Here is a 26,763-nt window from a genome sequence, read left to right as displayed (position 1 = left end):
CGAGTTTACCGGTCTATTGCTTTTTACGGAACAAATGCAATAGAAACAGAACGTTCGTCTCGCCGAATACCGTTCATTTACCCGGTTTCGGGTTGTAAGCGGAAGGAAATTAAAAATCCTGTACCTAGATTCCACTCATGGTTCGATGTAAAATCCATCTTGTTTTAGGGCTTTTTCTTTGCCTAATCGATTGTAAACCGTCGTTTTTCCGTACATACGGCCAGGAAGACCCGTCACTCCTCGTATGGGACGGAGTGCGCGCACTGTCCGAACCCGAGAGCAAATGCGCGGGAAATCCGGAAAAAGAAATCGGAAGGATCGCTTACCATTATAAAAAAAATCCGGCTCGATACTCCGATCTTCCCGTTTCGGAAAGATGGAGAAATCTCCAATTTACGATTCTGTTAGATAAGGAAAATCTATTAAACGATTCCAGAGATAGTCTCTTTTTCTTCCAAGGAGGGGATTGCAGAATCTCTTCGACCTTCCTGAAAAAGGGAGAAAAGCTAAAGTCTCCCGAAAACATTCTCCTTTCCTTTTCCACTGCATTGTTATCCGCAAACGGAGAAAGAGCTCTCTCCTCCGGTAAACTGGAGATCCTTCTCGGTTCGGAATCCGTCTTTTCAGGATATCTGGAAGGAAACGGAAATTCTTGGGAAGACCATAAAGTAACGCTGGAAATTCCGGCGGCCCGTTTGTTGTTCGAGAACCCGAAACCTCAATGGACTTTTAGATGGCTCCCGAAAGATGGAAACTCGTTTCTCTTCCTAGGGGAACCGCTGCTATTTTCCAAAGTCGCGGACTCCGATGCATGGGGATCTCCGGAGAATTTGATCTTGATCGTGGTGGACGCTCTGCGGCCTGATCGTCTCGGTTTCGGAGGTTCTCCCGTTCCGACCAGTCCGGTTCTGGATCGACTCTCTTCAGAATCCGTAATCTTCGAAAATGCGTTCGCCAACGGAAACTGGACCAAACCGTCTATGCTTTCCTTCTTTACTTCACAGATCGCCTCCGAACTCGGAATGGGAAACGCTTGGTTCTATTCCACAAATCTACACCGGAAAATATTCTATTCCAAAAGACCGAAAACCTTACCGAATCATCTTCGGGACGCGGGTTTTGTAACCGCAAGCCTGATGAATAACGTTTTTCTGTTGGATTACACCGGGGTCGGAGTCGATTTGGGATTCCACCGATTGTTTCAACCCGGAAAAGACAAAGTGGATACGGAATTGATATTGGCGGAATCCAAAAAATTCCTGAGAGAAAATAAGGACAGGCGTTTTTTTCTACATATCAATATTAACACTCCCCATTATCCGTATCTACCGGAGCGTAAATATCTCGAAGCGCTGGAAAAAGCGACTCCAAAAGAAGTGTGGGCGAAATACGATCCTTACGTGAAAAAATACATGGCGGAAATTCTTTACACGGACCATGTGATCGGAGAAATCCTTGAGGAAGCAAGGCGCAACGGAGTGTACGAGAAAACTTGGATCGCCGTTGTCGCCGATCACGGGGAACTCCAGGAAATCGAACATTATTATCATCACCATTTCGTAGCGGAAAATCTTCACGCCCACGGAGAGAGCCACTATGAAGAAGAGATCAAGGTTCCGTGGATTCTCCATCCCCCGAAGCGATTCGAATCTTCGGTGCGAAAACGGAAATTCGAAGGACAGGTTTCCCTACTTTCCCTTTTTCCTACGTTAGTCGGGGCGATGGAATTTCCCTGTGTTCCGAATGAATGCAAAGGCAACGATTATTCTCGCGCTATGTACGGAAAAACAGGCCCGACGTTCGAGGAAAGCGTATATACCGAAGGAAGATTTTCGGAATCGATCCGAACCGAATCCTTTAAGCTGATCCGAAGATATCCAGGTTACGATAGCGTTCGTAGAACCGGAGAAGGGGAACCGCACAAAATGCCGGAAGAACTTTACGATTTGGTAAAGGATCCTCATGAAACTAGAAATTTAGCCCTCGAAAACGGCCCTCTGCTGGAAAAGGCGAGAAAAGCGCTATCCGGGAACTCTTTGAAAAAGAATTCCTTTATCCTTAAACTCCCGGCTCCCGAGCAAAATTGCGTTCGAAAAATGGAACTGTATGTGGAAGGCGGAATCTACAAGTTCGATACGGACGTTCCGTCCACTACCTTGTCGCTGGGGCAGAAAAATATCTCGATCCGATTGGACCAAGCGGCGGGGAAACAGGCGATCCTAAAGGTGGAGACGGTGGAACCGACGTTTCGTTTTAAACTTTCCTTATGGAAGGATGGAGTGATGGAGAGTTACAAATCCGGAAAATGGGGATTTACGGAAAAAGCGGCAAATCAAGTCTATCTTTTTGCGCCGGAAATCGTAGCTTCCTCCCGTGTCCCTTACGAATTCACTAATTCCAAAGTTCCCTATCTTTACAACGACGCCGGTCTTTCCGGAAATTCGGACTCTGCGGAACAGGCCGCGTTAGGAAAAGAAGTCCGTAAAGTGTTGGAGAGCTGGGGTTATATACACGAGTAAAAGCTGCCTCTCGTTAATCCAGTACGATCGTGATATCCACACGACGGTTTTTGGATCTGGATTCCTCGGAGGCATTATCCGCTATCGGCTTCGTTTTACCATATCCTTTATACGACATTCTCGATTCCGAAATCGCGTGATGATCACGAAGTTCCTGTAAAACGGATAAAGCTCGGTCTTGGGAAAGCTTTAAGTTATAATCGGCGCTGCCCCGGTCGTCCGTATGTCCGCCGATCCGAATTTCTTTGTCGGGATATTTCTTCAGAACCTCCGCAATTTTTGCCAGGACTTCCCGGGAAGATTCCTTCAAATCCGAACGATTCGTATCGAACAAAAGATTATCTAGGGAAAGAGTAACTCCTTCCTCCGATTTTCTGACCTCTACCGGCGCCCGGTTTCCGCCTTGAGGTTCGGGAGGTTCCTGCTCCCATTCCGGCCAATCCAAACCGTTCCTCTTCGATTCCCTTTTTCCGGTCGGACGAGATTTCGGGTCCGCAGGTCTTCCTAAGTATTTCTTTATCTCTTCCTCGATACGATCCTTATCCGGATCGGTCAGACTTCTCTGCTTGCTGTAGATCCCGTGGATATCGAAGGCCATTTCCGAGGCGATGCCGTTCGGATATAGAAACGTGTAAACCAACTGAACATGTTTATATTGCGGAACGCCTGCCTGTGCGTCGAAAAACACTTTTCCTTTCGCAAAACCGTAGACCTTATATGGAGTTCCCGCAGAGATAACCTCACTGTCATGCATGAGAGAATAATTATATTCTATCAGTTCTGCCTTCCCGCGCTTTCCCGCATATTCCCAATCTCGAATCCCCCGAAAGGAATATTTCGCTTCCACCGGAATTTCGATCCTTGATCTCGGAAATTGGAAACTCTCGGATGCAGACATGGTCCATTGCCCTCCTTCCGGAACTTCGGATTCCGAAAAACCGGGAAGGGATCTGAGGTTGGGCATGGTGTATTCGGGAGGCACCCGATATTCCCCTAGATTGGTCAAAAAGAAGCGACTCCGGTACGTTTTGTCTTTATAAAAAGCGGGATCTACCTCCGGAAACTTCGTGTACGTATCAAAAACACCAGTCAGTTCGCAACCCTGAAGATTACAGTTTTCCGCCCTCAAAAGGATACGGTTTTTATCCTCTCGATTCAGGATTCTAGCCCCTTGCCTCGCCCGCACCCTGTGGTATTCGTTCAGTTCCAGGTCGTCGCCGGCCTTCAACTTCCATCTAAATAAGGTTCTGTCCTGGGAAAACAATACTTGAGGAGAGAATAAACAGAACAAAACGAATATCCGAATCGGAGCCATATCTCTAGTGTCGATGTTTTCCCGAAGAAACTTAGGGTGAATTCGCTTAAAAAAAGGAAGAGGTCCCTTTTCCTTGGTACAAATCGGAATCCGTTTTTATATCCGATGTTTTTTCCGGACGAAAGCCGGGATAGATTCGAATTGAAATCGGTTGACAACGACCTCCGATCTGATTTTTCCTAAATCCGTGCATTCTTTCCTACAGGAAATCACGTTCTTCGGATTTTTATACTGTTTGCTCATTGGAACCGGAGCAATGCTTCGACCGGAGCGCACCGTTACTTTTCGGATTCTTGCCCTTCTTTGTGTCAGCGTATCCGCAGAAATTCTTTCCGTTTACTTTCTATTAAAGGATATTTATTTCGAACCTTCGTTCATAAACCATTTTTACATTCCGTTTGCTTGGCTTTTAGGTCCCGGAATGTACAGCCTATTCTCCATTACCGCGACGGAAGGAAAGTTTTCCCGGTTCGAATTGGTTTTTTATGCGCCCGCAGTCGGTTTTTTTCTCGGCTTTCCCCTGATTTCCTTTTTTTCCCCGAATCTTTTCGCATCCAAACCGATCGAATATTTCACGACGGGTAGAACTAGTTGGTTGGATATCCTACTATTATTGGCCTACGTGGGAAACTTGTGCTACTATTTACGCGTAGTATGGGAAACCAGATCCATCTTTCAAATTCGGAATCTGAAGGAAAGCACCGGAGCGAGGTTGTTATTGTATATCATTTTCGGAAGCGGAAGCCTTACGTTTCTGATCGTACTCGCTTATCTTTTACGAGATATTCATCTTTTGTTCATTTCCGTGGTCGGAACCATAACTTACGCCGCGATCGGATACCTAGCCCAAATATGGTTTCCTCAGATCTTTCATGAAATCGGCCCGTCTGTCCGTGAAGCCTATCAGAATTCGCGACTGGAAAGCGTAGATCTTAACGCGTTACAACAGAAATTGGAAATATTGATGCAAAAGGAAAAACTCTATTTAGAGGAGGATCTTTCTCTCCAGGTTCTCTCCGGTAAATTGGATATCAAACCATATCAATTGTCCGAATATCTGAACCAACATCGAAAAACGAATTTTTCCCGTTTCGTAAACTCATTCCGTGTCGAAGAAGCGATGCAGCTATTAAAGAAAGAACGGGATGCGAACATACTTTCCGTCGCGTACCGTTCCGGTTTTAATTCCAAAGCGACTTTCAATCTGGCTTTCAAATCCGTGACCGGCCTTTCTCCCCGAGAATATCTTCGTAGTCTCAAAAATTCCTGACTCGCAAAAAGTCTTAAATCCGTAATCAAGACCTTTAATTCGTCTCAATTCAAGATCCGAGACGAATCTCAAAACCCTCATCTATATACTCCTTTTGTATTAAGCGAACGAAACGGCCCATGCCAAAAGCTTAAGGAGAAATAAAAAAATGAGAATTGGATATCGAACGTTAGTTATGTATTACATAACTTTGTTACTTCTTATTTCCGGAGTTCTTTCCTCCTGTAAGAACGAATCCGGAACTTCCTCGGGGCAAAACGCAGCCCTTTTAGCGTCCTTGGTTCCCGGAAGCTCCCAAGCTGCCCTGGGGCAAGTGAATACGGCCCAGGCCGCCACTTACAGCACCAGCGATGCCACGAGCCAAATCAATGCGGCGTTTGCCCAAGAAAACGATGGGTCCTTTACTTTTGACGACTCTATCCAGGTAACCGCTTCCGATGGAGTCGTGCTGACTGCGAATATTTTCAAACCGGCAAACCTTCCTTCCGGAGTAAAGGTTCCGGCCGTGGTATTCGTAAATAGTTGGGCGATCAACAAATACGAGTACCTTGTGCCGGCAGCGAAACTGGCTAAGAAAGGGTACGTGGTTTTGACCTATAACACTCGAGGATTCGGAACTTCCGGCGGACTCATCAACACTGCAGGTCCACTCGACCGGTCGGATTTAAGCTCCATCCTGGATTGGTTGTTGGCAAATGCGCCCGTTGACTCCGCGAATATCGGAATAGGAGGAATTTCTTATGGAGCGGGAATTTCCTTACTCGGCGTCAGCGTCGAACCTAGAATTAAAACCGCGGTCGCGATGAGCGGATGGGGAGATTTAAAACGTTCCCTGTATGGAAACGACACTCCGCGCCTAGTATGGGGACTCATTCTGATCGCTTCCGGTTATTTTACCGGACACATGGATCCGATCATCGCGCAGAATTTTCAAAGCTTGCTCGCACACACGAATATTCCGGCGGTATCTTCTTGGGCCCAAGACAGATCCCCGGACAATTTCGTAAACCAAATCAACGCGGCGGGAAAGCCGGTTTATATGTCCAATAACTTCGAGGACTTCCTCTTTAATCCGAACGAGATTCTGGACTATTACTCCCAGCTCACCGTTCCCAAAAAGTTGGATATGAATGAAGGGATCCATGCCAGCGCGGAGATCGGAGGGATTTTAGGATTATCTAATTATGTTTGGACGAACGCGTACGATTGGTTCGACTACTGGCTAAAAGGAATCGATAACGGAATCATGAGCAAACCTCCCGTAACCTTTCAAAAAAGGTTCAACGGCGATCGGGTCAGTTTTTCCGCTTGGCCTTCCCCAACCGTAAGCCAAAAGACGTTTTATCTCAAACCCAGAACCTTCTTTACGGACGGACAGATTTCCACGACTCAAAATACCTCGAATTCGAATACCATGATTCTATCGGGAGCGGATACGATCGCGACTACCGGCGTCCCTCTGATTTCGGATATTCTGGCTGCGCATCTGGACGTTCCGGTAACCGCACCCGTGGAATTGGTAAGCAGAATCAACGGAATCGTATACGAGTCGGATCCTCTTCCTAGTGCCTTGAATATCAGAGGAAAGATCTTCTGGAACGGCCGGATCTCCTCCTCATTGGGAAAAGCGAACCTGAACGTGTATTTCTACGATTTGGACAGCTCCGGAATCGGAACCTTGATCACCCACGGAACCGCTACGATTTTCGACGCCGCTTCGGGGGAAGTCCGTAGCCTCTCCGTAGATTTAAACGCCGTGGCATACGATCTACCCGCGGGACATAGGATCGCCATCGCAATGGATACGTATGATCCCTTGTATGCGGTGCCGACCGTGCTGATTTACGCATTGAATGTCCTGCACAGTTCCAACCCGCAATCCACCCTGGTCATCCAGGCGGAATAAGAATCTCACAATCGGGTCCCGTACCGGGACCCGATTTTTAACGCTTAGAGGAAGCCTGAAAGGATTCTAAAATCGCCCGAAAAATCGGTTCGTCCTGATTGTCCTTCTCTGCGGCGGTTTGTGTGGTAAAGAAAAGCGACAAACCGGGAGATTGTGAAAAATAAAAACGATTCAGATAACTGAACGTTTCTCCCCTAGCCTGTACCGTATATTTTTCCCGAACGCCCAAGGTGACTCCCTTTGGTAAATTGTCGTTTAACGCGACCAGACCTTCCTCTTGCACCTCGGTTCCGGAGTTATTTTTGACGAAGAACTCCTTTTTTCTTCCGCGCATACTATCCACGGTCGAAAGAAAGAACGCCTCGTCCGTCTCGCTGTAGAGGACGATCACTTGAAACATGGCTTCTCCGCTCATCATGTCCAGATTGATCAGACGAGTTTTGGTTTTTCCTTCCTGAAACGTCTCGTCGGAGCTCACCTGCCAGCCCTTAGGGTACGAAAACCGAATGCCTTCTTTGTCGTAGGATTCGGAGAGAACCGGAACGACTTCTTTCCTACAAAACGGAAACGCGAGAAAGATCACGAACAGCAGTGCCGTTTTTCTCATGAATCTTCTCTCTCCTTTCTCCACTCCAGATAGTCCGGTAATTCGATGAGTTCGATATATCCTTCCTCATCAGGATCGGGAGGCAGCGCAGCCATCTCGAAATGCTGCACTTCCTGGGCAAAGACTTCCTCACCCAATACCGTCTCCAGCAGGATCGTAATTGCCGTCCTCAATCCTGTATGCTGTGCATATGACTCGTAATCCGGAAGTCCTACGCGCAGGCCGAAGGCGTCAGGTTGGTCGGAATTTTCGAGAGGTAAAAACCAGATCTCCTCAGAATCCAGTTCGATCCCTTCATAGGAAACGGTAAAACCCTGGGCTTGGGAATGGTCTGCGGAGAAAATTTCCCATCCCGGAATTTCCGGAGCCAGATCCACGAATCTCTCCGCCTGTCCGTAAAGCTCCTCTCCACCGGCAGTGATGATCGTCAATTCCTGGGGACCTTCTTCTCCCCCGGAGATTTCGAAATAAAATTCCTCGTTTACTTCCTGAAGACGATCCATGAATTCGTCGAACCTTTTGTCCCGTTCTTCGTCTTCGATCCGATCCAAACGGGAATAGTCGGGATGTTGCCCCGCAAACCATTCCCAAAATTTCTCCGCAATTCCGTCCATGTTTCGCCTCCTGGAATCTTTCCGATCAGGAATGTGACCGATCTAGGTTATAAAACGATCCGAAGGTAGGAAATCCTCTCCGGAAAGGAAATCATTATTTTGAAGTCTCCTTTTCGATCCAATCCAAATAGTCCGGATTCCCTTCTTCGATTTTCCAGCTCACCACGCAAGGAATCGTATATTCGTGCATTTCCTTTACTCTTGCGATCAGCCTTTCTACGGAATCCGCCCTAGTTTTTAAAAGCAGAACGGATTCTTCGTCCTTTTCGATCCGTCCCTGCCATCGGTAAATGGATTTGATTTTCGGAAGAATATTCGCACAGGCGGCGAAACGCTCCGTAACAAGGGTTTCTCCGATCCGGAGAGCCTCCTCTTCGTTCTTGGTCGTGATATAGATCGTTCGGAATTCCATACGTTCATTCGCATCCTGACTCGCGGTCTAAAAACTCATTTTCGGATTTGGAATCCGGTTCGGAGAAAATATTCGCTTAAAAATATGGACAATCCGCGCCCAGGTTTCTATCACATTCCAATGGCCAAATCCCCGAATCTCTGGATCAAAAAACGTTTCGACGCTTTATCTCTGAATTCCGCATTCTTCGGTTTCTTTGCGCATTCCGGCTTTGTCCTAGGGTTGAAGGAGATCGGATTCCGTCCGGCCAAAATCACGGGGTCTAGCTCGGGGGCATTGATCGGTTCCTTGATCGCGGCGGGACTTCCGCCCGAGGAAATTACGAGATTCATTCTTACTTTAAAAAAAAAGGATTTTTGGGAAGGGAACGCGATCTCACAGATCCTGAAACCTCTTCGGAAAGGATTCCGAAAGTACTCCGGCATTTTGAGCGGAGCCAGAATCCGTACCCTACTCAAACCCTATTTGGGAGAAAAGAATCTGAAAGACTTCCCCATTCCAATGGGCGTGGCGGTCTCTAACCTGACCAAGGGAGTAAGGGAGTTGCGGACGGAAGGGAATGCGATCGATATCATCCTCGCCTCCATGACCTTCCCCTTGTTATTCGAAATTCCGATCATAGAAGGGGATGAGTTTCTAGACGGAGGGGTCGTGGATGCGGAACCGATCAAAGAACTTATTTTAGACCCTAGTATTAAACGAATCATCACTCACGAGATCGATAACGGAAAACCGAAATCCAAACAACCTTTACTCCGGGCGTTCGACGCTTCCGTGGACGTGATCAGCAGCGAGACTCGGGAATTGAAGGACCTTTTGGCGAAAAAATACGGAAAACAGATCGTGCGTATCGCGACCCAAACACCGTATTTACACCCGAACCGGATGAAAAACGGAAGACTAGCTCTAGAGTTAGGCAGAAGATCCGCGCATTCTCATCGAAGCAGAATTTTAAATGCGGCTTCCTAAGTAGATTTTCGAATATTTCTGACATTCGACTTTCCCCTTCCAGCCAGAACGTAAAAGCACTTCGGAATGGCAACACCGGAATAGCAGTTCCAAAATTTTCTCCTCCATTCCATTCGGGAAAAAGTAGCTGACAGGTTCCAAAACGGCAGCATTTATACGAATCAGGACCCTTTTAGCTTAGGGTCCGATCGTCGCTTCACACTTAGTCCGGTGCTAACGGTATTTTCGTTACGCCGGCATTTTTTTACCCTAACAGCTGAAGATCCCCTTTTTTTCTTTAAATTCGTCCCGATTTCAAATTCCGGAAAAAATAAAAAGGGCCGCCCTTTCGGGCAGCCCAGTTGTCGCTCCACACTCGAATTAAGTGCGAAGGGTTCATCCGTCACCGGATTACTTCTTGTGCTCTTTCTTTTCAGCGTGCTCTTTGTGCTCAGCTTTGTGGTGCTCTTTTTTGTGGTCTTCTTTTTTCGGAGCTTCTTTTTTTTCTTCCGCGCTGAGAGCAAAAGCTGCAACAAGAGAGAGTGCCGTAACGGCGAGTAGAAGTTTTTTCATTGTGATCTTCCTTTTTTAATTGGTCGTCCTGGAACGTGCCAAAACGACCTGGGGATAAGATACTTTCTTTTTAAATCCGTCCGCAACAATCAAAATTCACTATCCTATATAAAAAATTACTAAATTGGACGCCTTTTTTTTTGTTCCAAAAAATTCAAAAAAAATGGAAAAAAAATCTTTCCCACGGAACGGAATGACTCCCTTGCCTGGTCTCAACCGGCAATTTATTTTGTCGCCTAAATCCGCAGACCTGAACTCGGCCTTCCTCCCAAAAATAGAATTAAAAATGCCTGAAACCCGGCAGTTGACTTACGAATCGTAAAATTTCCCGGTCGAATCTCCGGAACGTACGTTCTTGACTTCGAAACCTTCCACATAGAACCTGTATCTTAGGGTTCCTTAGGGAAATTCCACCATCCCCGCACTTTTTAACGGGTGAAGCCCGATCGCATTCTGCGCTTGTTTCTGCCGAAGGACGCGACACAATTATGGAGGTCGCTCGGGATGAGGTGGAAAAAACCATCCGTCCGTTCCCGGAGGTCCCGACATCCCATATAAGGTATCTATAGAATGGATTTTGCACTGTCGGACGATCAAAAAGCGCTCCGGGATTTGGCCAGAGATTTTTCCAGAAACGAAATTCGCCCCAAGGCCGAACATCATGATAAGACCGGGGAATATCCCCTTCAAATTCTGAAAAAGGCCTGGGAAATCGGCCTAATGAACATCCATATTCCGGAGCAATTCAACGGAGCCGGTATGCACGAATTGGACGATGTGATCATCGGAGAGGAACTCTTTTGGGGATGTTCCGCCATGGCCACGGCGATTTTGGCGAACAATCTGGCCCTCGCTCCGGTTTTGATCGGCGCCAGCGAAGAAGTTCTGAAAAAATGGGTCCAGCCGATGACGGAACAATTCCAGCTTTGTGCATACGCTGTCACGGAACCGGGAGCCGGTTCCGACGTGGCCGGAATCAGAACTACGGCAAGAAAGGTCGGAGACGAATACATTATCAACGGTTCCAAAATGTGGATTACCAACGCGGGTTATGCGGATTGGTTTTTCGTTCTCACAAAAACGGATCCGGCAGCAGGCCATAAAGGGATCACAGGTTTTATCGTAAGCTCCAAGGCTCCAGGCGTCATCGTAGGAAAGAAGGAGCTAAACATGGGTCAGAAATGTTCGGATACCCGCGGAATCACTTTCGAAGAGGTGAAAGTGCATAAAAGCCAGATGATTGGCAAGGAAGGAGACGGATTTAAAATCGCCATGGGCGCCTTCGATCATACCCGTCCGGGAGTCGCAATCGGAGCGGTCGGCGTCGCACGTGCTGCGATGGAACACGCACTCGAATACGCCAAGACGCGTTCCGCCTTCGGAAAACCGATCATGGAGAACCAAGCGATCTCGTTTATGATCGCGGAAATGGCCCGAGATATCGAAGCGGGTCGTCTTCTTTGCTACCAAGCAGCTTGGTTGATCGACCAAGGATTCAGAAACACGTACCAGGCCTCGATCGCGAAAGTTTTTTGCGCCGATGCTTGTATGAGAATCACCACCGACGCTGTCCAGGTTTTGGGCGGCTACGGATTCAACTCGGAATATCCCGTCGAAAAATTGATGCGGGACGCGAAGATCTTCCAGATTTACGAGGGGACGTCGCAGATCCAGCGATTGATTATTTCCCGTTACCTTTCCGAAGGGAAGGGAATCGAAGGACCGAACCTCTGAAGGAATTTTCCCTTACATACGAGGAGTTCCTGGAACGATCCCGTTCCGGGAATCTGATTCCTATCTTCAAACAGGTGTTTTTAGATCTGGAAACTCCGGTCTCCCTTTTTGCGAAATGGGGGGGAACGGAGGCCAAGCATTCCTTTCTATTGGAATCCGTGGAAGGAGGAGAGAACGTAGGTAGGAACTCCTTCCTAGGAAAGGATCCGTACCGTTTGTTGTACGGTAAAAACGGATTGTTCTACATTTCCAAGCGGAACGAACCCGAAACGGAAATCATTACGTACGATCCTTTGTTCCTTTTGGAATATTCCATGGGCGAAGATGTGTACGTTCCGGATCCCCGGCTTCCCTCCTTTCAAGGCGGAGCGGTAGGTTTTCTATCCTATGCATGCGTCCGTTATTACGAAACGATTCCGGACGAGAAACCGGAAGATGAACCTGCTCCCGACGCCTACTTCGCCTTATACGACGAAGTTCTGGTCGTGGATCACGTGGACAGATTACTTCGGATCGTCGTGAACGCTAGGCTGTCAGAATTCGAAGATCCGAAAGCTTGTTATGAAACGACTTTAGAAAGAATCGATTCGATCGAAAGGGAGCTTAGAGAAGGAGAAATCCCTGGCTGGGTGAGACATCCGGTGGAAACGCAGGAGCCTCTCGAATACCTTCCGAATATTCCGGATGAAGAATACAAAAAAGCGGTCCAGAAAGCCAAGGAATACATCTATGCGGGAGATATATTCCAAGTCGTTCCGTCCAGAAAACTGGAGTTCCATCCGGGAGTTCCGCCGTTTCAAGTCTACCGCGGATTGAGAACCGTAAATCCTAGTCCTTATATGTATTTCCTGAAGCTGGACGATATTTCCATCGTAGGCTCTTCTCCGGAGATCATGGTCAAATGCCAAAATCGCAAGACTTATCTCAGACCGATCGCGGGTACGCGCCCGAGGGGAGCGACTCCCGAATCGGATAAAGCGTTGGAAGACAATCTTCTCTCCGACCCCAAGGAAATTGCCGAGCATATCATGTTGGTGGATTTGGGACGTAACGATCTAGGCAGAGTTTGCGAACCAGGAAGCGTCCAGGTGCAAGAATTTAAGATCGTGGAGCGATACTCCCACGTGATGCATATCGTAAGCCAATGCTTCGGCGAATTGGATCCCGAAAAATCGGTATATGATCTGCTTCGGGCGACTCTTCCCGCCGGAACGGTTTCCGGAGCTCCGAAAATTCGGGCCATGGAAATCATAGACGAGTTAGAAAAGACTCGAAGAGGAATCTATTCAGGAGCCCTCGGTTACATTTCCTACGCGGGCGATACGGATATGGCCATCGTTATCCGAACCATTTCCTTTTACGGAAAAAGAGCTTTCGTACAGGCAGGCGGAGGCGTGGTCTATGATTCCTCACCGGAAGGCGAACTGGAGGAAACGAAAAATAAAATGGCCGCGCTTTTGCGTGCGGTGGACTTCGCCCGGAACGGCCTCAAAGGAGAATGGAATAGATGATCCTTCTCATCGACAACTACGACTCCTTTACTTATAATCTTTACCAATACTTCTGCCAGATCGGAAACAAGGTGGAAGTCTTTCGGAACGATAAAATAGATCTGAACCGTATCTCTGAATTAAGTCCGCAAGGAATCGTTTTAAGTCCGGGCCCGGGACGTCCCGAAGATTCCGGAGTTTGCCTGGATGTCATACGGGAGCTTTCCGGTCGACTCCCTATTTTAGGAGTTTGCCTAGGTCACCAAGCGATCGGACTCGTCTACGGAGCAAAAATCGTCAACGCCCCTAGCATCATGCACGGCAAAGTCAGTCTTATAGAACATGACGGAATGGACATATACAAAGGAATTCCGTCCCCCTTTTTGGCCACACGTTATCACTCCTTGGTGATCCAACCGGAAAGCCTTCCGCAAGACCTGGAGATCGCGTCCAAAACCCAGGACGGGGTCATCATGGGGGTTAGGCACAAAAACAAAACGAATCTTTTCGGGGTGCAATTTCATCCGGAATCGATCATGACTCAGAACGGTTTGGATTTGGTCCGAAACTTTTCCAGGATCGTTTCCGAAAGCTGATGCGATGAAGATATTCTTCCGTTTAATGGCTTATTCGGTCCGGTACAAGTACCGATTCACGTTAGGCATCCTGTTCGCATTGACCACCGCGGTTTTAAATGCAGTCTCCCTCACAGCAGTCATTCCCCTCTTCGATACGATGGGAGCGGATCCCAATACCAGATTCCAATTCGAACTTACCAAGCCTGAACAGGACATCCTATTGAAGGAAAGATACCAGGGTTACGACAGTTTGGATGCCGTAGAACGGGTCAAAAAGATCTTGGTGGACGCGAAGCAGTGGTCGAACGGTAGAACGAAATACATGGAGCCCAAAGAGGTGGTGTGGGCGGTTTGCCTTCTTATTCTGCCTATCTATGGCCTCAAATTGATCACATATCTCGCATCCGTTTTCTGCTTGGCTACCGCCGGATACAAAGCCGTACGGGACATCAGACAGGAACTCTTCGAAAAGAACCAAATGCTTCCTTTAACGTTCTTCTTTAAGGAAAAAACGGGGCTGTTGATGAGTCGGATCATCAACGACGTAGAAGTGGTAGCGGCGGTGATTTCGTCCAACTTTCGGGACGCGACGATCAATTTTTTCTACGTCATCACTCACTTAATCGTCTTATTGTATCTGAATACCGAGCTACTCTTGATCGCCTGCGCTTCCGTTCCGATCATCATCCTGCCCGTGACCCTATTCACGAAAAAGATCACCCGTTCTACGGAAAGGCTACAGGAGAAGATGGCGGATTTAAACGCGAATCTTCAGGAAATGATTTCCGGTATTAAAGTGATCCGAATCTTCAATACGGAGCGCTTTGAAAAAGAGAAATTCGGAAAGATCAACCAGAACGTTTATCGCAGGAATTTCAAGGGACAGTATTATCTTCAAGTCGCCCCGAGTCTCGTGGAATTGACCTCTTCGCTTGTAGTGCTCGGCTTCTTTGCTTTAGGAGCGAAATTCATCTTTGCCGGCTCGGGAACTTCCCGATTTTCCACGGGAGATTTCATGGCATTTCTCCTGACTTTATTGTTTCTCCTAAGACCCTTAACTCAACTATCCCAAATGGTGGGTAAAGTGTCCCAAGCGATTTCCGCCGGAAGACGCATTTTCGAGATCGTGGACCTGGAAACGGAGGACCATAGCGAAATCGCGAAGGTGGAATCCTTCGAACTCTCCGAATCCATTCAATTCAAAAACGTTAACTTCGCTTATCCCGGGACGAGCACGGAAGTATTGAAAGACATCAATTTGAACGTAAAAGCCGGCGAAACGATCGCGATCGTAGGAGCTAGCGGATGCGGCAAATCCACTCTGATGGACCTGATTCCCAGATTCTTCGATCCGAGTTCCGGATCCATCGAATTCGACGGAGTCAATATCAAGGATCTTTCCCTATCCGGACTTCGAAAGAAGATCGGGATTGTGACCCAGGACATCTTTTTGTTTCACGGAACGGTTTCGGAAAACATCTCCTATGGAAAACCCGGCGCGACTCGAAAAGACGTAATCCGTGCCGCGAGATTGGCTCACGCCCACGATTTCATCAAAAAAATGGATCGGGGCTATGACAGTTTTCTCGGAGTGAGAGGCCTGAATCTTTCGGGAGGGCAGCGCCAAAGGTTAGTGATAGCAAGAGCCTTACTCCGGGATCCCGAAATCATGATCCTGGACGAGGCTACTTCGGCGTTGGATCTGGAATCGGAACGACTCGTAAGCGACGCTCTTCGACGCTTATTCGCGAATCGAACCACTTTCGTCATCGCGCATCGCCTTTCCACGATCAAAGATATTCCCAGAATCATCGTGATGGACAACGGGCGCATTATAGAAGAAGGAAATCATTTTTCCTTAATGGAACAGAACGGAATTTACCGAAAGCTGACCGATAACCAATACGCAGGAGCCGAAATCCTACCGTGAAACCTCTAGTTCTCGTAGTCGACGACAATGATCGTTATGCAAATAATCTGAAGGTCTATCTGGAAAATCTCGGTTGCCGAGTCTTACGCGCGATCGACGCGAAACAAGGGTGGAATCTTTTCTTACAGAACCGGTCCGAACTAGCCGCAGTGATCACGGACATTACGATGGAAACCCAAACCTCCGGGTTATGGATGATCCGCAAGATCCATAAAGACGGGTTTCGGGGATTAAAAATCATCGCCACGACCGGGTTCGACGTTTTCGGAGTCATGGCTATCAGTAAATTTCTTCTGCCTTCTTTTGCCGGGATCAGCTTCATGATTCCGAAAGTTCCGTTAAAAAACGGCAAAGTGGTCATGCTACCCACAGGCCTCGCCTCGGAACCTTTCGAAAAAACCCTATTCCTTTATCCTTAAAGATCAACTCGCCCTTCTTCCTCCATTTATCATAAATCCATAATAAATAAACAAATCACTTCGAATATCGTTCTTCACAACTCGAAGCTTACGACACTTCGTCCCAAAAAAATTACAGCTTCTTTATTTTTACGAGATAACTTAGTGAACACCGGTTAACTAACATAAGTTAACTAACTCATGTTCACTAGCTTAAATTTTATGCATTCGATTCAGAAAATAAGAAATTCTTTAAATTGTAGCGACTGCTAAATCGGATCGAACATCGTTCAAAAGTATAGTATCCAATTTTTAACCTAACGAATCCGTTTTTTTCTTGAAAATCGATAGAGCGGTTTGTCACTAAATTCTGGACTTCGACTTGCAATAAGTTTCCGTCCACGGATGTTAAAATGAAAGCGAACCCGATCGAAACGAAATCCTATTCTTCCGACTCATTTCCAGTCCTAAAATCAGCATCTTTAAAGAATTATAAAGTATATACGATTTTCGGAGGACAAGGATCCGATCCTCTTCCACAGATCAGATCTTTTTACGAAGAGAATACGCAAAACAGGGAATTTTTCGAAATTGTCTGTTCGACTTTATCGGAGGAATATTCCCTTCTCTCGGAGCAACGTGCGGCGTTGCTTCTACCTTACGGTTTTCATCTTTCGGATTGGTTACAACAACCCGAACTGACTCCGCCTGCTGCCCATCTAGTACCGTGCCCTTACAGTGTTCCGCTTATCTTCATATCCCAAGCAATGGGATTATATCGCTTTTTGCAGGAAGAAAACGACTGGGAAACGCTAAGGTCGAGTATCGCCGGAACTTTCGGACATTCCCAGGGGATCTATGCGGCAATTCTTCTTTCATCCTCCAAAGACAAAGAATCTTTTTTAATCAATCTTTCCAAAATACTGAGAGTAATTTTCCATCTTTCCCTGCGTTCACAGGACGAGTTCCCCGTGCTGGAAATCGATGCCGCTTACAAACGACTTGTAAAGTCCGGGGAAGTTCCTTCTCCCATGGCATCCTTGAAGGCGGAAGAGACTCATCTCGTAAAAACTTTAGAAAAATTTAATTTAGATCGCGCAGCGGAAGATACCGTCTATCTGGGTCTTAAAAACGGCCCGGATTCGTTGGTTCTCTGTTCCTCGACCGAGTCATTGCTCGAATTCCGCGAATTCCTATCTCGATCCGATTTTCCGGATCTCGGTTCTTGGGGATTTTTGAATATTTCCGCTCCATTCCATTGCCAGTTGCTAAGAAGGGTTCCCGTACTCTTAGAGCAAGATCTGAAACGGATAGGTTTCGACGTTCGCCCCGAAGATCTGGAAATTCCCGTTTTCGATACCCGAGACGGAAGAAATCTGAAGGAAGAACAAGGGATTCCTCTTTCTCTCGCGAGAATGGTCGTTGCGGATTCCTTGGATTGGGGAGCCTGCATCAAAGAACTTACGAATGAAACCGGCAAGCTCTTACTTCTTTCCTTCGGACCCGGCACTGGAACGGACAGACTCTGCGCAAATTATCTGAAAGGAAAATCTTTCCTCCTGGAAAATTTGGAAAAAGAGGAATCATTCCGTTCGTTTAAACGTGCTGATTCAGCGAAGTTTCCGAAAGCATGGAAGGAATTCGCTCCCGAATCGGTTCGCTTGCCGAAAGGGAAAGAATTTATCCGCAATTCCTATTCGGTATGGACGGAACATCCCCCTGTTTTCGGAGGGGGAATGACTCCGTCCACAGTAGAACCGGACATCGTGATCGCCGCGGCCAAAGCGGGCTTTTTAGTCGAATGGGCAGGCGGAGGACAAGTCACCGAAGAAATCTTTCGGAAAAGGATGGATCGATTCCGCGAGGAACTGCCTCCGGGTAAGAAGATCGTAATCAACCTTCTGTATTTGGACGCTTATCTCTGGAATCTGCAGGTTCCTTTGGTGAAAAAGATGAAGGCCGAAGGAGCTCCCATCGAAGGCGTAACGATCTCCGCGGGAATTCCGGAAACGGAAGAAGCTGTCCGTATTATTAAGGATTTTGAATCCCACGGGATATGGTTGAATTCGTTTAAACCCGGTACGAAAAACCAAATCCAGCAAGTAATTTCCATAGCGAGAAGAATTCCCGAATCCACGATCCTGATGCAGATCGAAGGCGGAGCCGCGGGAGGCCATCATAGCTGGGAGGATCTGGAACACCTGGTTTCTTCCACCTATTCCGAGATTCGTTCCTGTACGAATCTGATTCTCGCGGTAGGAGGTGGGATCGCGGAGCCGGAGGACGCAAGACGCTGGCTTTTAGGAACCTGGAACCGGGAAACGATTATGCCTGTGGATGCGGTTTTTCTCGGAACGAGATTGATGGCCGCAAAGGAATGCGCGACGTCCGAAAAAATCAAACAAGCGTTAGTCGAATTATCCGGATCTCCGGATTGGCAATCCACGAAGGACGGAAAAAATGCGGGAGGAGTCGTCTCCGGAAAATCCGGTCTTGGAGCAGACATCTACTACGCGGGGAACACCTGGACGAAACTCTCCGTTTTGGCGGAAGAACTCACGAAAGGAAAGGAGACGGAAGAGGCAAGGAAAAACGTCTCCGATAGAAAGGAGGAATTGGTTTCGCTTATTAATTCCACCGCAAAACCGTATTTCGGCGATCTTGAAAGGATGACCTACACCGAAGTTTTGGAACGTTTCGTCGAACTGACTTGTCCTGGAGAACGTCTCCTTTCGCCCGAGGGAGATTGGCCGGACCATCCGTTCATAGATCGCAGTTTTCGGAATCGTTTTCAGGAACTAGTATATAGATTCGAAGGGCGTATGCTTCCTTCCTCCGTAGAGTCCAAGGATTCTTTTGCATGCAATCCCGAAATATTCAAAAAACCGAAAGAAGCGCTTCTAGATTGGAACACCTCTTATCCGAAGGCGAAAGAAATCCTTCTACTTCCGGAGGATAGGGCATTCTTCCTGGAAGTCTGTAAACGCCCCGGTAAGCCTGTGAACTTCATCCCCCTATTGGACGAAGATCTCGTAAAGTGGATCCGCTCCGATTCGCTTTGGTATTCTCATTGTGTCGGAATCGATCCTGATTCCTGCCCTTGGATCCCCGGACCGAAAGCCATATCAGGGATCAAAACCTCCAACGAATCGGTCTCTTCTATTTTTGCCGACTTTATTCGGGGAATCCTTCCTTTGAAAAATGATCCGAGGAACATAGATTGGTCCGATTTATGGGAAACGAAAAAATCCCTTTCGGACGAATTGAAAATATTCACGAACGAATCCGGTATCGGAGGATCCGTTCGGGTTCCCGCGGACTCGCAACCGTCTGTAGCGGAGTGGACTCCTCTCTTGTCCAAGCTGGGACATGGATTTCTCTCCGGAGTTCTTGCCGCGCCTAAAATCAACGGAGAGCCTTCCGATCTTACTTTTTTACTGCAGCCGAAATCGGATCGCCTTTTCACTTGGGAACTGAGTCCTGCAAACGAGCTGATCCTGCTTCAAGTTTACGAAAAAGGAAAATTGAAGATCGAGTTACGGTTGGTTGATCCGATTACCGCACAACTGGAAATCTTTTTTCATCGTCCCGGAGACGATCTTTCCATTCCTTTTCAACGTCGCTTCTATTTCGACCAAGAGGGCAACCATTTCATTTCGGAAGATTTAGGAACGAAGCAGAAATCCATCCTGAAACTTTACGAAACATCTTGGAGCGTAGATCCGAATCCTTCCGCGACGGAGAGCCTTCTCCAAAACGAACTAATCCACGAAACGATTTTAGATAAGGAAAGTATCATATCCTTTCGAAAGGCGATCGGAGAATTGAGGCGTGCGGACCTTAGATCCGAGCCGATTCCTCCTCTGGGAATGAGTTCCACTTTCGCTTGGAAGATTCTTGTTTCTCCCTTACTATCGCTTCCAGGTGCAAACCTCTTCAAACTACTCCACCTTTCCCAATCGTTCCGGTGGGAAAAAGAGGTCGCTTCCTTAAAGCCTAAGGATCGAATTCGTTCCAAAGTTCGTCTCGCAAAGATCCGGAAGACGCCTCTTGGATTGCAACTTGTCGTGATCGGAGACGCTTCCAAAGAAGGCTCACTTATCTGTTCCTTCGAAACCGGATTTTTAATCCGGGACACTACCTCCGACATCCGAAATTCGGATTCGTTACCGTTCCGAAAGGAAATACGAATCCAATCCTCCGCTCAGATCGAGGTCATTCTCTCCTTGCCTTGGATCCGAAAAACGGAAACTTCGCAAGATCCTAAAATAGGATGCATATTCAGATTCGAGTCGGATCAGGTATTGATCCGCGAGGAAGACTCCGATTCCGAATCCTATATCGCACAAGGTCAGATCGCAAAAATCGAAGGTGGCAAAACCGAACCTTGGGGAAGGTTCGAAATCGAAGAGAGGATTCCCTCGGGAAATAGAGGCTCGTTAGATCGCTTTTTTTCCGCGTTTCAAGAAGCGGAAACTCCCGTGTCTTTAGCTTCCCCATATCGAATATTTTCCGAAACCTTGACGGTGCCAGCCGACATGTCCGAATATTCCGCTGCGTCCGGAGATACCAATCCCATCCATACCGACTCGGATTTTGCCGTCTTAGGCGGCTGGAAGGATAAGATCGTCCACGGATTATGGACTTCCTGCCAAGTATTAAAACTTTTAGTACGAGAAGTCTGCAAAGGAGACTCTTCCCGAGTTCTGTCGTTTACGGAAACCTTCGAAGCTCCCGTATATCTGACCGAGGAACTTCGCGTGGAAGCTCGGCACGTATCCGCACATCAGGGAGACATGGTTCTCGAAATCAAGGTGGAGAACAGAACCGGGGAAATCAAACTGAATGTCCACGCAGTCGTTTCTCCTCCGGTTACTGGTTACGTATTTACCGGCCAAGGTTCCCAATCCCAAGGTATGGGATTGAAGCTGATGGAAGAATTTCCGGAGGCGAGAAAAGTCTGGGAACGAGCGGAAAAAACCGCAACAGAAGAATTAGGCTTTTCTCTGATCGAAATCGTCCGGGACAATCCTTCTTCCCTAAAAGTAGGCAACCGAATTTGGAACCATCCGAAAGGGGTTCTTCATTTGACCCAATTCACCCAGGTCGCCCTGGTTACAAAGTCCATGGCGGATTGGGAGATTCTGAAAGGCAGAGGATTCCTGGTTTCTCACGCCCCTTTCGCGGGACATTCTCTTGGAGAATTTTCTTCGCTCTCCGCGAGAGGATTCCTCGGATTAGAGAACGTGATCCGAATCGTTTACGGACGCGGACTTACGATGCAAGATCTGGTTCCGAGAGATTCGGAAGGAAAGAGTCCTTATGGGATGAGCGTCGTCCTAGGCAATCGGCACGTAGGTTTGACGGAAGAAAAAATTCTAGGAGTGGTCGAGGATATCCGCAAAAGTACCGGTCTCCCTCTGGAAGTAGTAAATCTAAACATTAGAGATAAACAATATTCTGCCACCGGTGATCTCAGGGCGCTGTCCGAAATGGAGGCGAAATTCAAGGAGATCGTACGGGGTAAAAAAACGACGATCCGACTGGAAGGGATAGATGTCCCGTTCCATTCCAGGATTCTGGTTTCGGGCGTCTCCGAATTCCGGAAAACTCTGGAAGCCAACGTCCCCTTGCATTCCGATTTCTCCGAACTGGACGGCAAATACATTCCGAATCTGATCGCCAAACCGTTTTCCATCGATAGGAAATTCCTGGAACAGGTCTTCGAAATTTCCCAAAGCCAGATATTGTCCGAAGTGATTTCCGGAAAACGCCCGGTTACTTCCGATTCCGAACTTCGCCGGATTCTGTTAATCGAACTGTTGGCGTACCAGTTCGCGATGCCGGTGCAGTGGATCCATACGCAGGACGTATTGTTCGGCGAATTAAACGTAAGAAGGCTAATCGATCTAGGCGCGAGAGGTGATCTTGCAGGGATGGCAAGGCAGACCATCCGAGACGTTTCGGATTCTTCTTCCTACGAAATTCTGCATATAGAAGAAAATCGAAATGCGGTCTTCTATGAATCCGAGGACGTTCCTCAAACTTCTTGGAGCGAGAAACCGGAATCTTCCCTCAAGTTCGAGATAAAGAGCGAAGCTCCGGAGATCGCAACCAAGACAGAAGTCAAAAAAGTCGAACTCGAAGCGGAAGCGACCGTTTCCGAATCGGATTCTATGCAGGAAGCGGAAGTGAATTTGGACAGAAAGGATGCCTTACTTTCATTGCTTTCCCTGAAGTCCGGAGTAAGGCCGGAAGAAATCTCCGAGGATGAAACGATCGATTCTTTGTTCGGGGGAAATTCCTCCAAAAGAAACCAGGTTATGGCGGACCTGGGCGCCGAATTCAGAACTCCTAGCCTCGATGGAGGTCACGAAAAACCGATTCGCGAATTGAATAAATTGTTAAGCGAACAATCGCAGTACGTTCAACCCGGTCCTTACTTACGGACAGCATTCGAGGAGACCGTCAAAAAACATTTCCCCCCGGATTTTGGACGAACCGAGATCTTCCGCCATTTAAAACAGGAAAGGAGTCTTTCGGAATCGGGCATTTTTGCGGTAAGTATTTTTCTCCCGCTGTTTGTTCGCGAAGGGGAATCTTTGCGCAAAGGTCTCTTAAGTCCGATCGCGCTCTCCGGGCGTTTGAACAGCGCGAAAGAAGCCTCTAAATGGCTGGATAAGGCGGTAGACCTCTTTGCGCAGGGCAAGGGGATCCGAATTTCGAAACTTTCGGCCGCAAAAGGCGCGTCCGGAGGAGCAAAAGTAGACGCAGCCGCATTGGAAGAGTTGGAAAGAAAATATTTTGGAGCGGAAGGAGTATTCGGTAAAAACATCCGGGATCTCAGAGTGAGGCTTTTAGGAGAAGATCCTTTTTCTCAATACTTGATCAGAGATCAGAATCTTCTTTCGGAAGCGAGAACCCGCAACCCCTCCGTCGCGGATCTGCAACCTCTTTTCGAAGAGAAAAAAGCGGTGGTCTTCGGAAATTCCGAACAGTGGGCAAAGAAGAAACTTCTCCAAATTCTCACGGAAATTTCCTCGGGAAAACGGATTCGCCTAAGTCTCGGAGAAGAAGTCTATCTCACGAACCATCGTACCCGGCTTTTGAAAAGCGTGTTCGAATACTGGATTTCAGGCGCAGGACTTTCTTCTCCGGACGCAAAGGAAGCGGTTTCCCGTTTAGAAAAGATCTTCCGCATTTCTTCCGAAGAGACGTCGTTACCTGTGTGGAAAGCGGCATCTTCCGTGCTGAGACCTAAGTTAGAAATCGAGGAAGATGGAACTTGGCGTTATTCGGAAACGGAAGATGGAAAGAATATCAAGGAATTATTATCTTCCAGGATTCATCTCAAAACGAGCGCGGATTTCGGAAGCAATTTCAAGGCCGATTCCTCTGAAACGACTTCCTTCGAAAAAACATTGGAAGAAGCGATCAGCGAAGGCGTTACGTTCGCCGGTAAAAAGATCCTAGTAACCGGAGCGGGTCCGAACTCCATCGCTTTGGAAACCGTACAAGCATTGCTTTCCGGAGGAGCCGACGTGATCTTAACGACGACTTCCTACTCCTCTGAAAAAGTCCGCCTTTATAAGAGAGTCTTTCAGGAATACGGGGCTCCGGGATCCCGCCTGCAAATCCTTCCCTTCTCACAAGGTTCTCTTGAGGACGTTCGTAGACTTTCGGATTGGCTCTCCGCCAAAAACTGGGAGCCCGATCTTTTACTGCCTTTCGGAGCGATCGGAGAGGAAAATTCGGTGTCACAACTGGACGAATCCTCTCTGGTTTCGTTACAAGTATTGTTGGTAGGTGTGGAAAAGTTGATCGGAGTCCTAGGAAGAGGAAGAAAAGCTCTCGGCCCGGACGCTTCTCCATTGAACGTCATTCTTCCTCTTTCTCCCAATCACGGAATATTCGGGAAAGATGGACTCTATGCCGAAACGAAGTTAGGACTAGAGGCTTTGTTCCGAAAAAAATATTCTGAATCCGAAGACTGGGGCAAGAACGTTCGGGTCATTGGTTGCGTAATCGGTTGGGTTCGAGGAACGGGTTTAATGGAGGCCAACGATCTGGTCGCCGAAGATCTGGAAAGGGAAACCGATGTCCTTACTTTCTCCAAAAGGGAAATGGGAGCCCTGATTTCCGGACTAGCCCGTCATACATTCGAAAACTCTAAAGCCGGCGCACTAAAAGCGGATTTTACCGGGGGTTTGGATTCCCAACCCGATCTAGGTAAAGCTCTGGCAAAAATAAGATCGAACATCGTAAACGAAGCCAAAAACAAAAGGGAAGCATTTGCGATCCGTTCCGAGATTTCGGGAACACAAATCAAGCCGCAGAAGGTTCGCCCCTTACCGAAGGAACTTTATTTCTATCCTTCCACACCGAACGAAAAGGAACTCTCGGCTTACGGCGACCTTACACATATCGATTTGAAAAATCTGATATGCGTCGTCGGGTTCGCGGAAATCGGCCCCGGAGGCAGCTCCTTAAGTCGATGGGAGCTCGAAAAAACCGGATCCCTTTCCCTCGAAGCGGCTTTAGAGCTAGCCTGGATTATGGGACTGGTAAAATACCAGGCTTCGGATAAGGGCCGGACTTGGACCGATGCGGAGTCGGGAGAGGCGATCCAAGAGTGGGAAGCGAAGGAACGTTATGAAAAACGAATTCTTCAAAATACCGGAATCCGGCTGATAGACCCCGCAGATAGAGGTTTCGATGCGAACGGTTTATTCGCTTTCGTGGATGTGGTACTCGAAGAGGATTTCTTCATCCCGGCCGCAAATCAAAAGGAAGCCGAGGAATTCCACAAAGCCGAATCCGAAGCTACCGAAATTTACCACGATACGGAAAAGGACAAATGGTTCGTTAAACGGAAAAAAGGAAGTGTGGTCAAGGTAAAAAAAGCGATCGGGGTAAACCGAAAAGTCGCGGGACAAATTCCCAAAGGCTGGGATCCGATCCGTTACGGTATTCCGAAAGAGCTCAGCAAACAGGTGGATCGGATCACCTTATACAATCTCTATTGCACCTGCGAAGCATTTCTCAGAGCGGGCATGGAACCCGTAGAACTTTACGCCTATCTGCATCCGGGCCTAGTAGGATCCACCGTAGGTTCCGGTCTAGGCGGAATGGGAAAAATGAAACGAATGTTTCAGGATTTCGTAATGGGCAACGAGAGACAACACGATGCACTTCAAGAATCCTTAATTAATGTCACGGCAGCCTGGGCGCTGACTTCCTATGTGGGAGCTTACGGACCGATGCAAACTCCTGTCGCAGCCTGTGCGACTGCAGGCGTCTCCATGGAAATGGCCGCGAATATGATACGGGACGGAAAAGCAAAATTTATGTTAGCCGGAGCGTTCGACGATTTTTCCGAAGAAGGAGTGATCGGATTCGGCGACATGCAAGCGACTGCGGACAGTCTAGAAATGGAAGCTGCGGGAATCGAACCGTCCTCTATCTGTAGACCCAACGACATTCGGAGAAACGGTTTTGTGGAAGCACAAGGAGGGGGAGTCGTACTTTTGGCTCGGGGAGATTTGGCTTTGGAAGCGGCTCTCCCAGTCTACGGCATTCTCGCGTATGCAGGATCCAAAACCGACGGTATCCAGGCTTCTATTCCGGCGCCAGGACTCGGACTACTCTCTTTAGGAGCGGAATCCGCCGACAAAGGAAGTCGATTTTGGAATATCGAAGATCGAAAAAAGGCTCTGACTAAATGGGAAGAAAATCGCCAACGGGTCGTCGAAAGTTACGGAGAAGACGGCGACGAATTCTTCCACAAAGTACGCGCTCTTCTTTCCGGCGACTTTCAACCCGGAGGAGAAGCGATTTCTCCTCTGCGATCCGCTTTAGCGCCGTTCGGACTGACCGTCGACGATATCGACTTCGCTTATAAACACGATACTTCGACCAAGGCAAACGATAAGAACGAAAATAAACTCCTTTATACTTTGCTAAAAGGATTGGGAAGAACTCCGGGGAATCTGCTTCCCATCGTTTCTCAAAAATCCTTGACCGGGCACTCCAAGGGAGGAGCAGCCGCTTGGCAAACCATAGGCGTCCTGCAAAGTTTAGAGGAAGGAGTCGTTACAGGAAACCGAAATCTGGAGGAAGTCGATCCCGACATGAACTCCTTTCCGTTTCTCGCATTTACGGACGAGTCTCTGAATTTCGGAAAACATTCCCTTAAGGCGGGAATACTGACTACATTAGGATTCGGTCACATAGGAGCCCTCTGCCTACTCCTGCATTCCAATTTCTTCCTGGCGGCATTGGCCCCAAAAGAGAGGGAAAAATACCTTTCCCTAAGACGCCGGAGAGAAATTACGGGACGGAACCGGTATCACGAAATCAGAATGGAGATCGGAAAGCCGCTTTACGAACGCAAAACCAAATCCTATTTCGAACGTGAGGAAATTTCCCTTTTACTAGATTCGTCCTTTCGACAAGGCAAGGGTTTTTAG

At 47.8% G+C, this 26,763-nt stretch carries 15 protein-coding genes; 10 read left to right on the top strand and 5 right to left on the bottom strand.

The window, feature by feature from the left end; all coding sequences use genetic code 11:
* Positions 1-137 precede the first annotated feature (137 nt).
* Positions 138-2,519: a sulfatase family protein gene (locus EHO60_RS06790; RefSeq protein WP_135767383.1), complete on the top strand. Its 2,382-nt coding sequence runs from the start codon at positions 138-140 to the stop codon at positions 2,517-2,519.
* Positions 2,520-2,532: 13 nt separating this feature from the next.
* On the opposite strand, the gene EHO60_RS06785 is transcribed toward EHO60_RS06790, so the two are convergent.
* Complete coding sequence (locus EHO60_RS06785) at positions 2,533-3,834, bottom strand: OmpA family protein (RefSeq protein ID WP_135767382.1); 1,302 nt, start codon at positions 3,832-3,834, stop codon at positions 2,533-2,535.
* Positions 3,835-3,985: 151 nt separating this feature from the next.
* Here EHO60_RS06785 and EHO60_RS06780 point away from each other — a divergent pair, with 151 nt between their 5' ends.
* Both EHO60_RS06780 and EHO60_RS06775 read left to right on the top strand, forming a co-directional pair.
* The gene (locus tag EHO60_RS06780) at positions 3,986-5,104 is read left to right on the top strand and encodes a helix-turn-helix domain-containing protein (protein ID WP_342775988.1); all 1,119 of its coding nucleotides are present in this window, start codon (positions 3,986-3,988) and stop codon (positions 5,102-5,104) included.
* A 148-nt stretch (positions 5,105-5,252) separates the two neighbouring features.
* Positions 5,253-7,010, top strand: coding sequence for a CocE/NonD family hydrolase (locus EHO60_RS06775; protein ID WP_135767381.1), 1,758 nt, complete (start codon positions 5,253-5,255; stop codon positions 7,008-7,010).
* Between the two features lie 37 nt (positions 7,011-7,047).
* Here the strand turns inward: EHO60_RS06775 and EHO60_RS06770 are convergent, their stop codons facing one another.
* The 3 genes from EHO60_RS06770 to cutA form a co-directional block, all read right to left on the bottom strand.
* A complete protein-coding gene (locus EHO60_RS06770; RefSeq protein WP_135767380.1) occupies positions 7,048-7,617 on the bottom strand; it encodes a hypothetical protein in 570 nt (189 codons plus the stop codon).
* A complete protein-coding gene (locus EHO60_RS06765; protein ID WP_135767379.1) occupies positions 7,614-8,231 on the bottom strand; it encodes a hypothetical protein in 618 nt (205 codons plus the stop codon). The genes EHO60_RS06770 and EHO60_RS06765 overlap by 4 nt, the downstream gene beginning before the upstream one ends.
* Before the next feature lie 94 nt (positions 8,232-8,325).
* A complete protein-coding gene (gene cutA / locus EHO60_RS06760; protein WP_135767378.1) occupies positions 8,326-8,643 on the bottom strand; it encodes a divalent-cation tolerance protein CutA in 318 nt (105 codons plus the stop codon).
* Positions 8,644-8,763: 120 nt separating this feature from the next.
* Here cutA and EHO60_RS06755 point away from each other — a divergent pair, with 120 nt between their 5' ends.
* On the top strand, positions 8,764-9,612 hold the full coding sequence (locus EHO60_RS06755) for a patatin-like phospholipase family protein (protein WP_246028165.1): 849 nt from the start codon (positions 8,764-8,766) through the stop codon (positions 9,610-9,612).
* A 390-nt stretch (positions 9,613-10,002) separates the two neighbouring features.
* Here the strand turns inward: EHO60_RS06755 and EHO60_RS17115 are convergent, their stop codons facing one another.
* Positions 10,003-10,164 carry a hypothetical protein gene (locus EHO60_RS17115; protein ID WP_167880165.1) on the bottom strand — a complete coding sequence of 54 codons (162 nt, stop codon included), beginning with the start codon at positions 10,162-10,164 and terminating at the stop codon, positions 10,003-10,005.
* Between the two features lie 570 nt (positions 10,165-10,734).
* Between EHO60_RS17115 and EHO60_RS06750 the strand changes: the two genes are divergently transcribed.
* The 6 genes from EHO60_RS06750 to EHO60_RS06725 all read left to right on the top strand — a co-directional run bounded on the left by EHO60_RS06750 (position 10,735) and on the right by EHO60_RS06725 (position 26,763).
* Positions 10,735-11,898 carry an acyl-CoA dehydrogenase family protein gene (locus EHO60_RS06750; RefSeq protein ID WP_135767377.1) on the top strand — a complete coding sequence of 388 codons (1,164 nt, stop codon included), beginning with the start codon at positions 10,735-10,737 and terminating at the stop codon, positions 11,896-11,898.
* Between the two features lie 86 nt (positions 11,899-11,984).
* Entirely contained in the window at positions 11,985-13,409 is a 1,425-nt protein-coding gene (trpE, locus tag EHO60_RS06745) for an anthranilate synthase component I (protein WP_210409344.1), read from the top strand.
* Complete coding sequence (locus EHO60_RS06740; RefSeq protein WP_135767376.1) at positions 13,406-13,984, top strand: anthranilate synthase component II; 579 nt, start codon at positions 13,406-13,408, stop codon at positions 13,982-13,984. The genes trpE and EHO60_RS06740 overlap by 4 nt, the downstream gene beginning before the upstream one ends.
* Positions 13,985-13,988: 4 nt before the next feature.
* On the top strand, positions 13,989-15,896 hold the full coding sequence (locus EHO60_RS06735; RefSeq protein WP_167880164.1) for an ABC transporter ATP-binding protein: 1,908 nt from the start codon (positions 13,989-13,991) through the stop codon (positions 15,894-15,896).
* The gene (locus EHO60_RS06730) at positions 15,893-16,315 is read left to right on the top strand and encodes a response regulator (RefSeq protein ID WP_135767375.1); all 423 of its coding nucleotides are present in this window, start codon (positions 15,893-15,895) and stop codon (positions 16,313-16,315) included. Before EHO60_RS06735 ends, EHO60_RS06730 begins: the two co-directional genes overlap by 4 nt.
* A gap of 392 nt (positions 16,316-16,707) precedes the next feature.
* Positions 16,708-26,763 carry a type I polyketide synthase gene (locus EHO60_RS06725; protein WP_135767374.1) on the top strand — a complete coding sequence of 3,352 codons (10,056 nt, stop codon included), beginning with the start codon at positions 16,708-16,710 and terminating at the stop codon, positions 26,761-26,763.

The organism is Leptospira fletcheri (assembly GCF_004769195.1).
GTDB classification, from domain to species: domain Bacteria; phylum Spirochaetota; class Leptospiria; order Leptospirales; family Leptospiraceae; genus Leptospira_B; species Leptospira_B fletcheri.
The sequence above is the reverse complement of the archived record's forward strand: the minus strand, read 5'-3'. Positions and strand labels throughout refer to the sequence as shown.

Coding starts and splice junctions, on each gene's coding strand:
- EHO60_RS06790 (WP_135767383.1), top strand. CDS start 138: ATGGTTCGATGTAAAATCCATCTTGTTTTAGGGCTTTTTCTTTGCCTA.
- EHO60_RS06785 (WP_135767382.1), bottom strand. CDS start 3,834: ATGGCTCCGATTCGGATATTCGTTTTGTTCTGTTTATTCTCTCCTCAA.
- EHO60_RS06775 (WP_135767381.1), top strand. CDS start 5,253: ATGAGAATTGGATATCGAACGTTAGTTATGTATTACATAACTTTGTTA.
- EHO60_RS06770 (WP_135767380.1), bottom strand. CDS start 7,617: ATGAGAAAAACGGCACTGCTGTTCGTGATCTTTCTCGCGTTTCCGTTT.
- EHO60_RS06765 (WP_135767379.1), bottom strand. CDS start 8,231: ATGGACGGAATTGCGGAGAAATTTTGGGAATGGTTTGCGGGGCAACAT.
- cutA (WP_135767378.1), bottom strand. CDS start 8,643: ATGGAATTCCGAACGATCTATATCACGACCAAGAACGAAGAGGAGGCT.
- EHO60_RS06755 (WP_246028165.1), top strand. CDS start 8,764: ATGGCCAAATCCCCGAATCTCTGGATCAAAAAACGTTTCGACGCTTTA.
- EHO60_RS17115 (WP_167880165.1), bottom strand. CDS start 10,164: ATGAAAAAACTTCTACTCGCCGTTACGGCACTCTCTCTTGTTGCAGCT.
- EHO60_RS06750 (WP_135767377.1), top strand. CDS start 10,735: ATGGATTTTGCACTGTCGGACGATCAAAAAGCGCTCCGGGATTTGGCC.
- EHO60_RS06740 (WP_135767376.1), top strand. CDS start 13,406: ATGATCCTTCTCATCGACAACTACGACTCCTTTACTTATAATCTTTAC.
- EHO60_RS06735 (WP_167880164.1), top strand. CDS start 13,989: ATGAAGATATTCTTCCGTTTAATGGCTTATTCGGTCCGGTACAAGTAC.
- EHO60_RS06725 (WP_135767374.1), top strand. CDS start 16,708: ATGAAAGCGAACCCGATCGAAACGAAATCCTATTCTTCCGACTCATTT.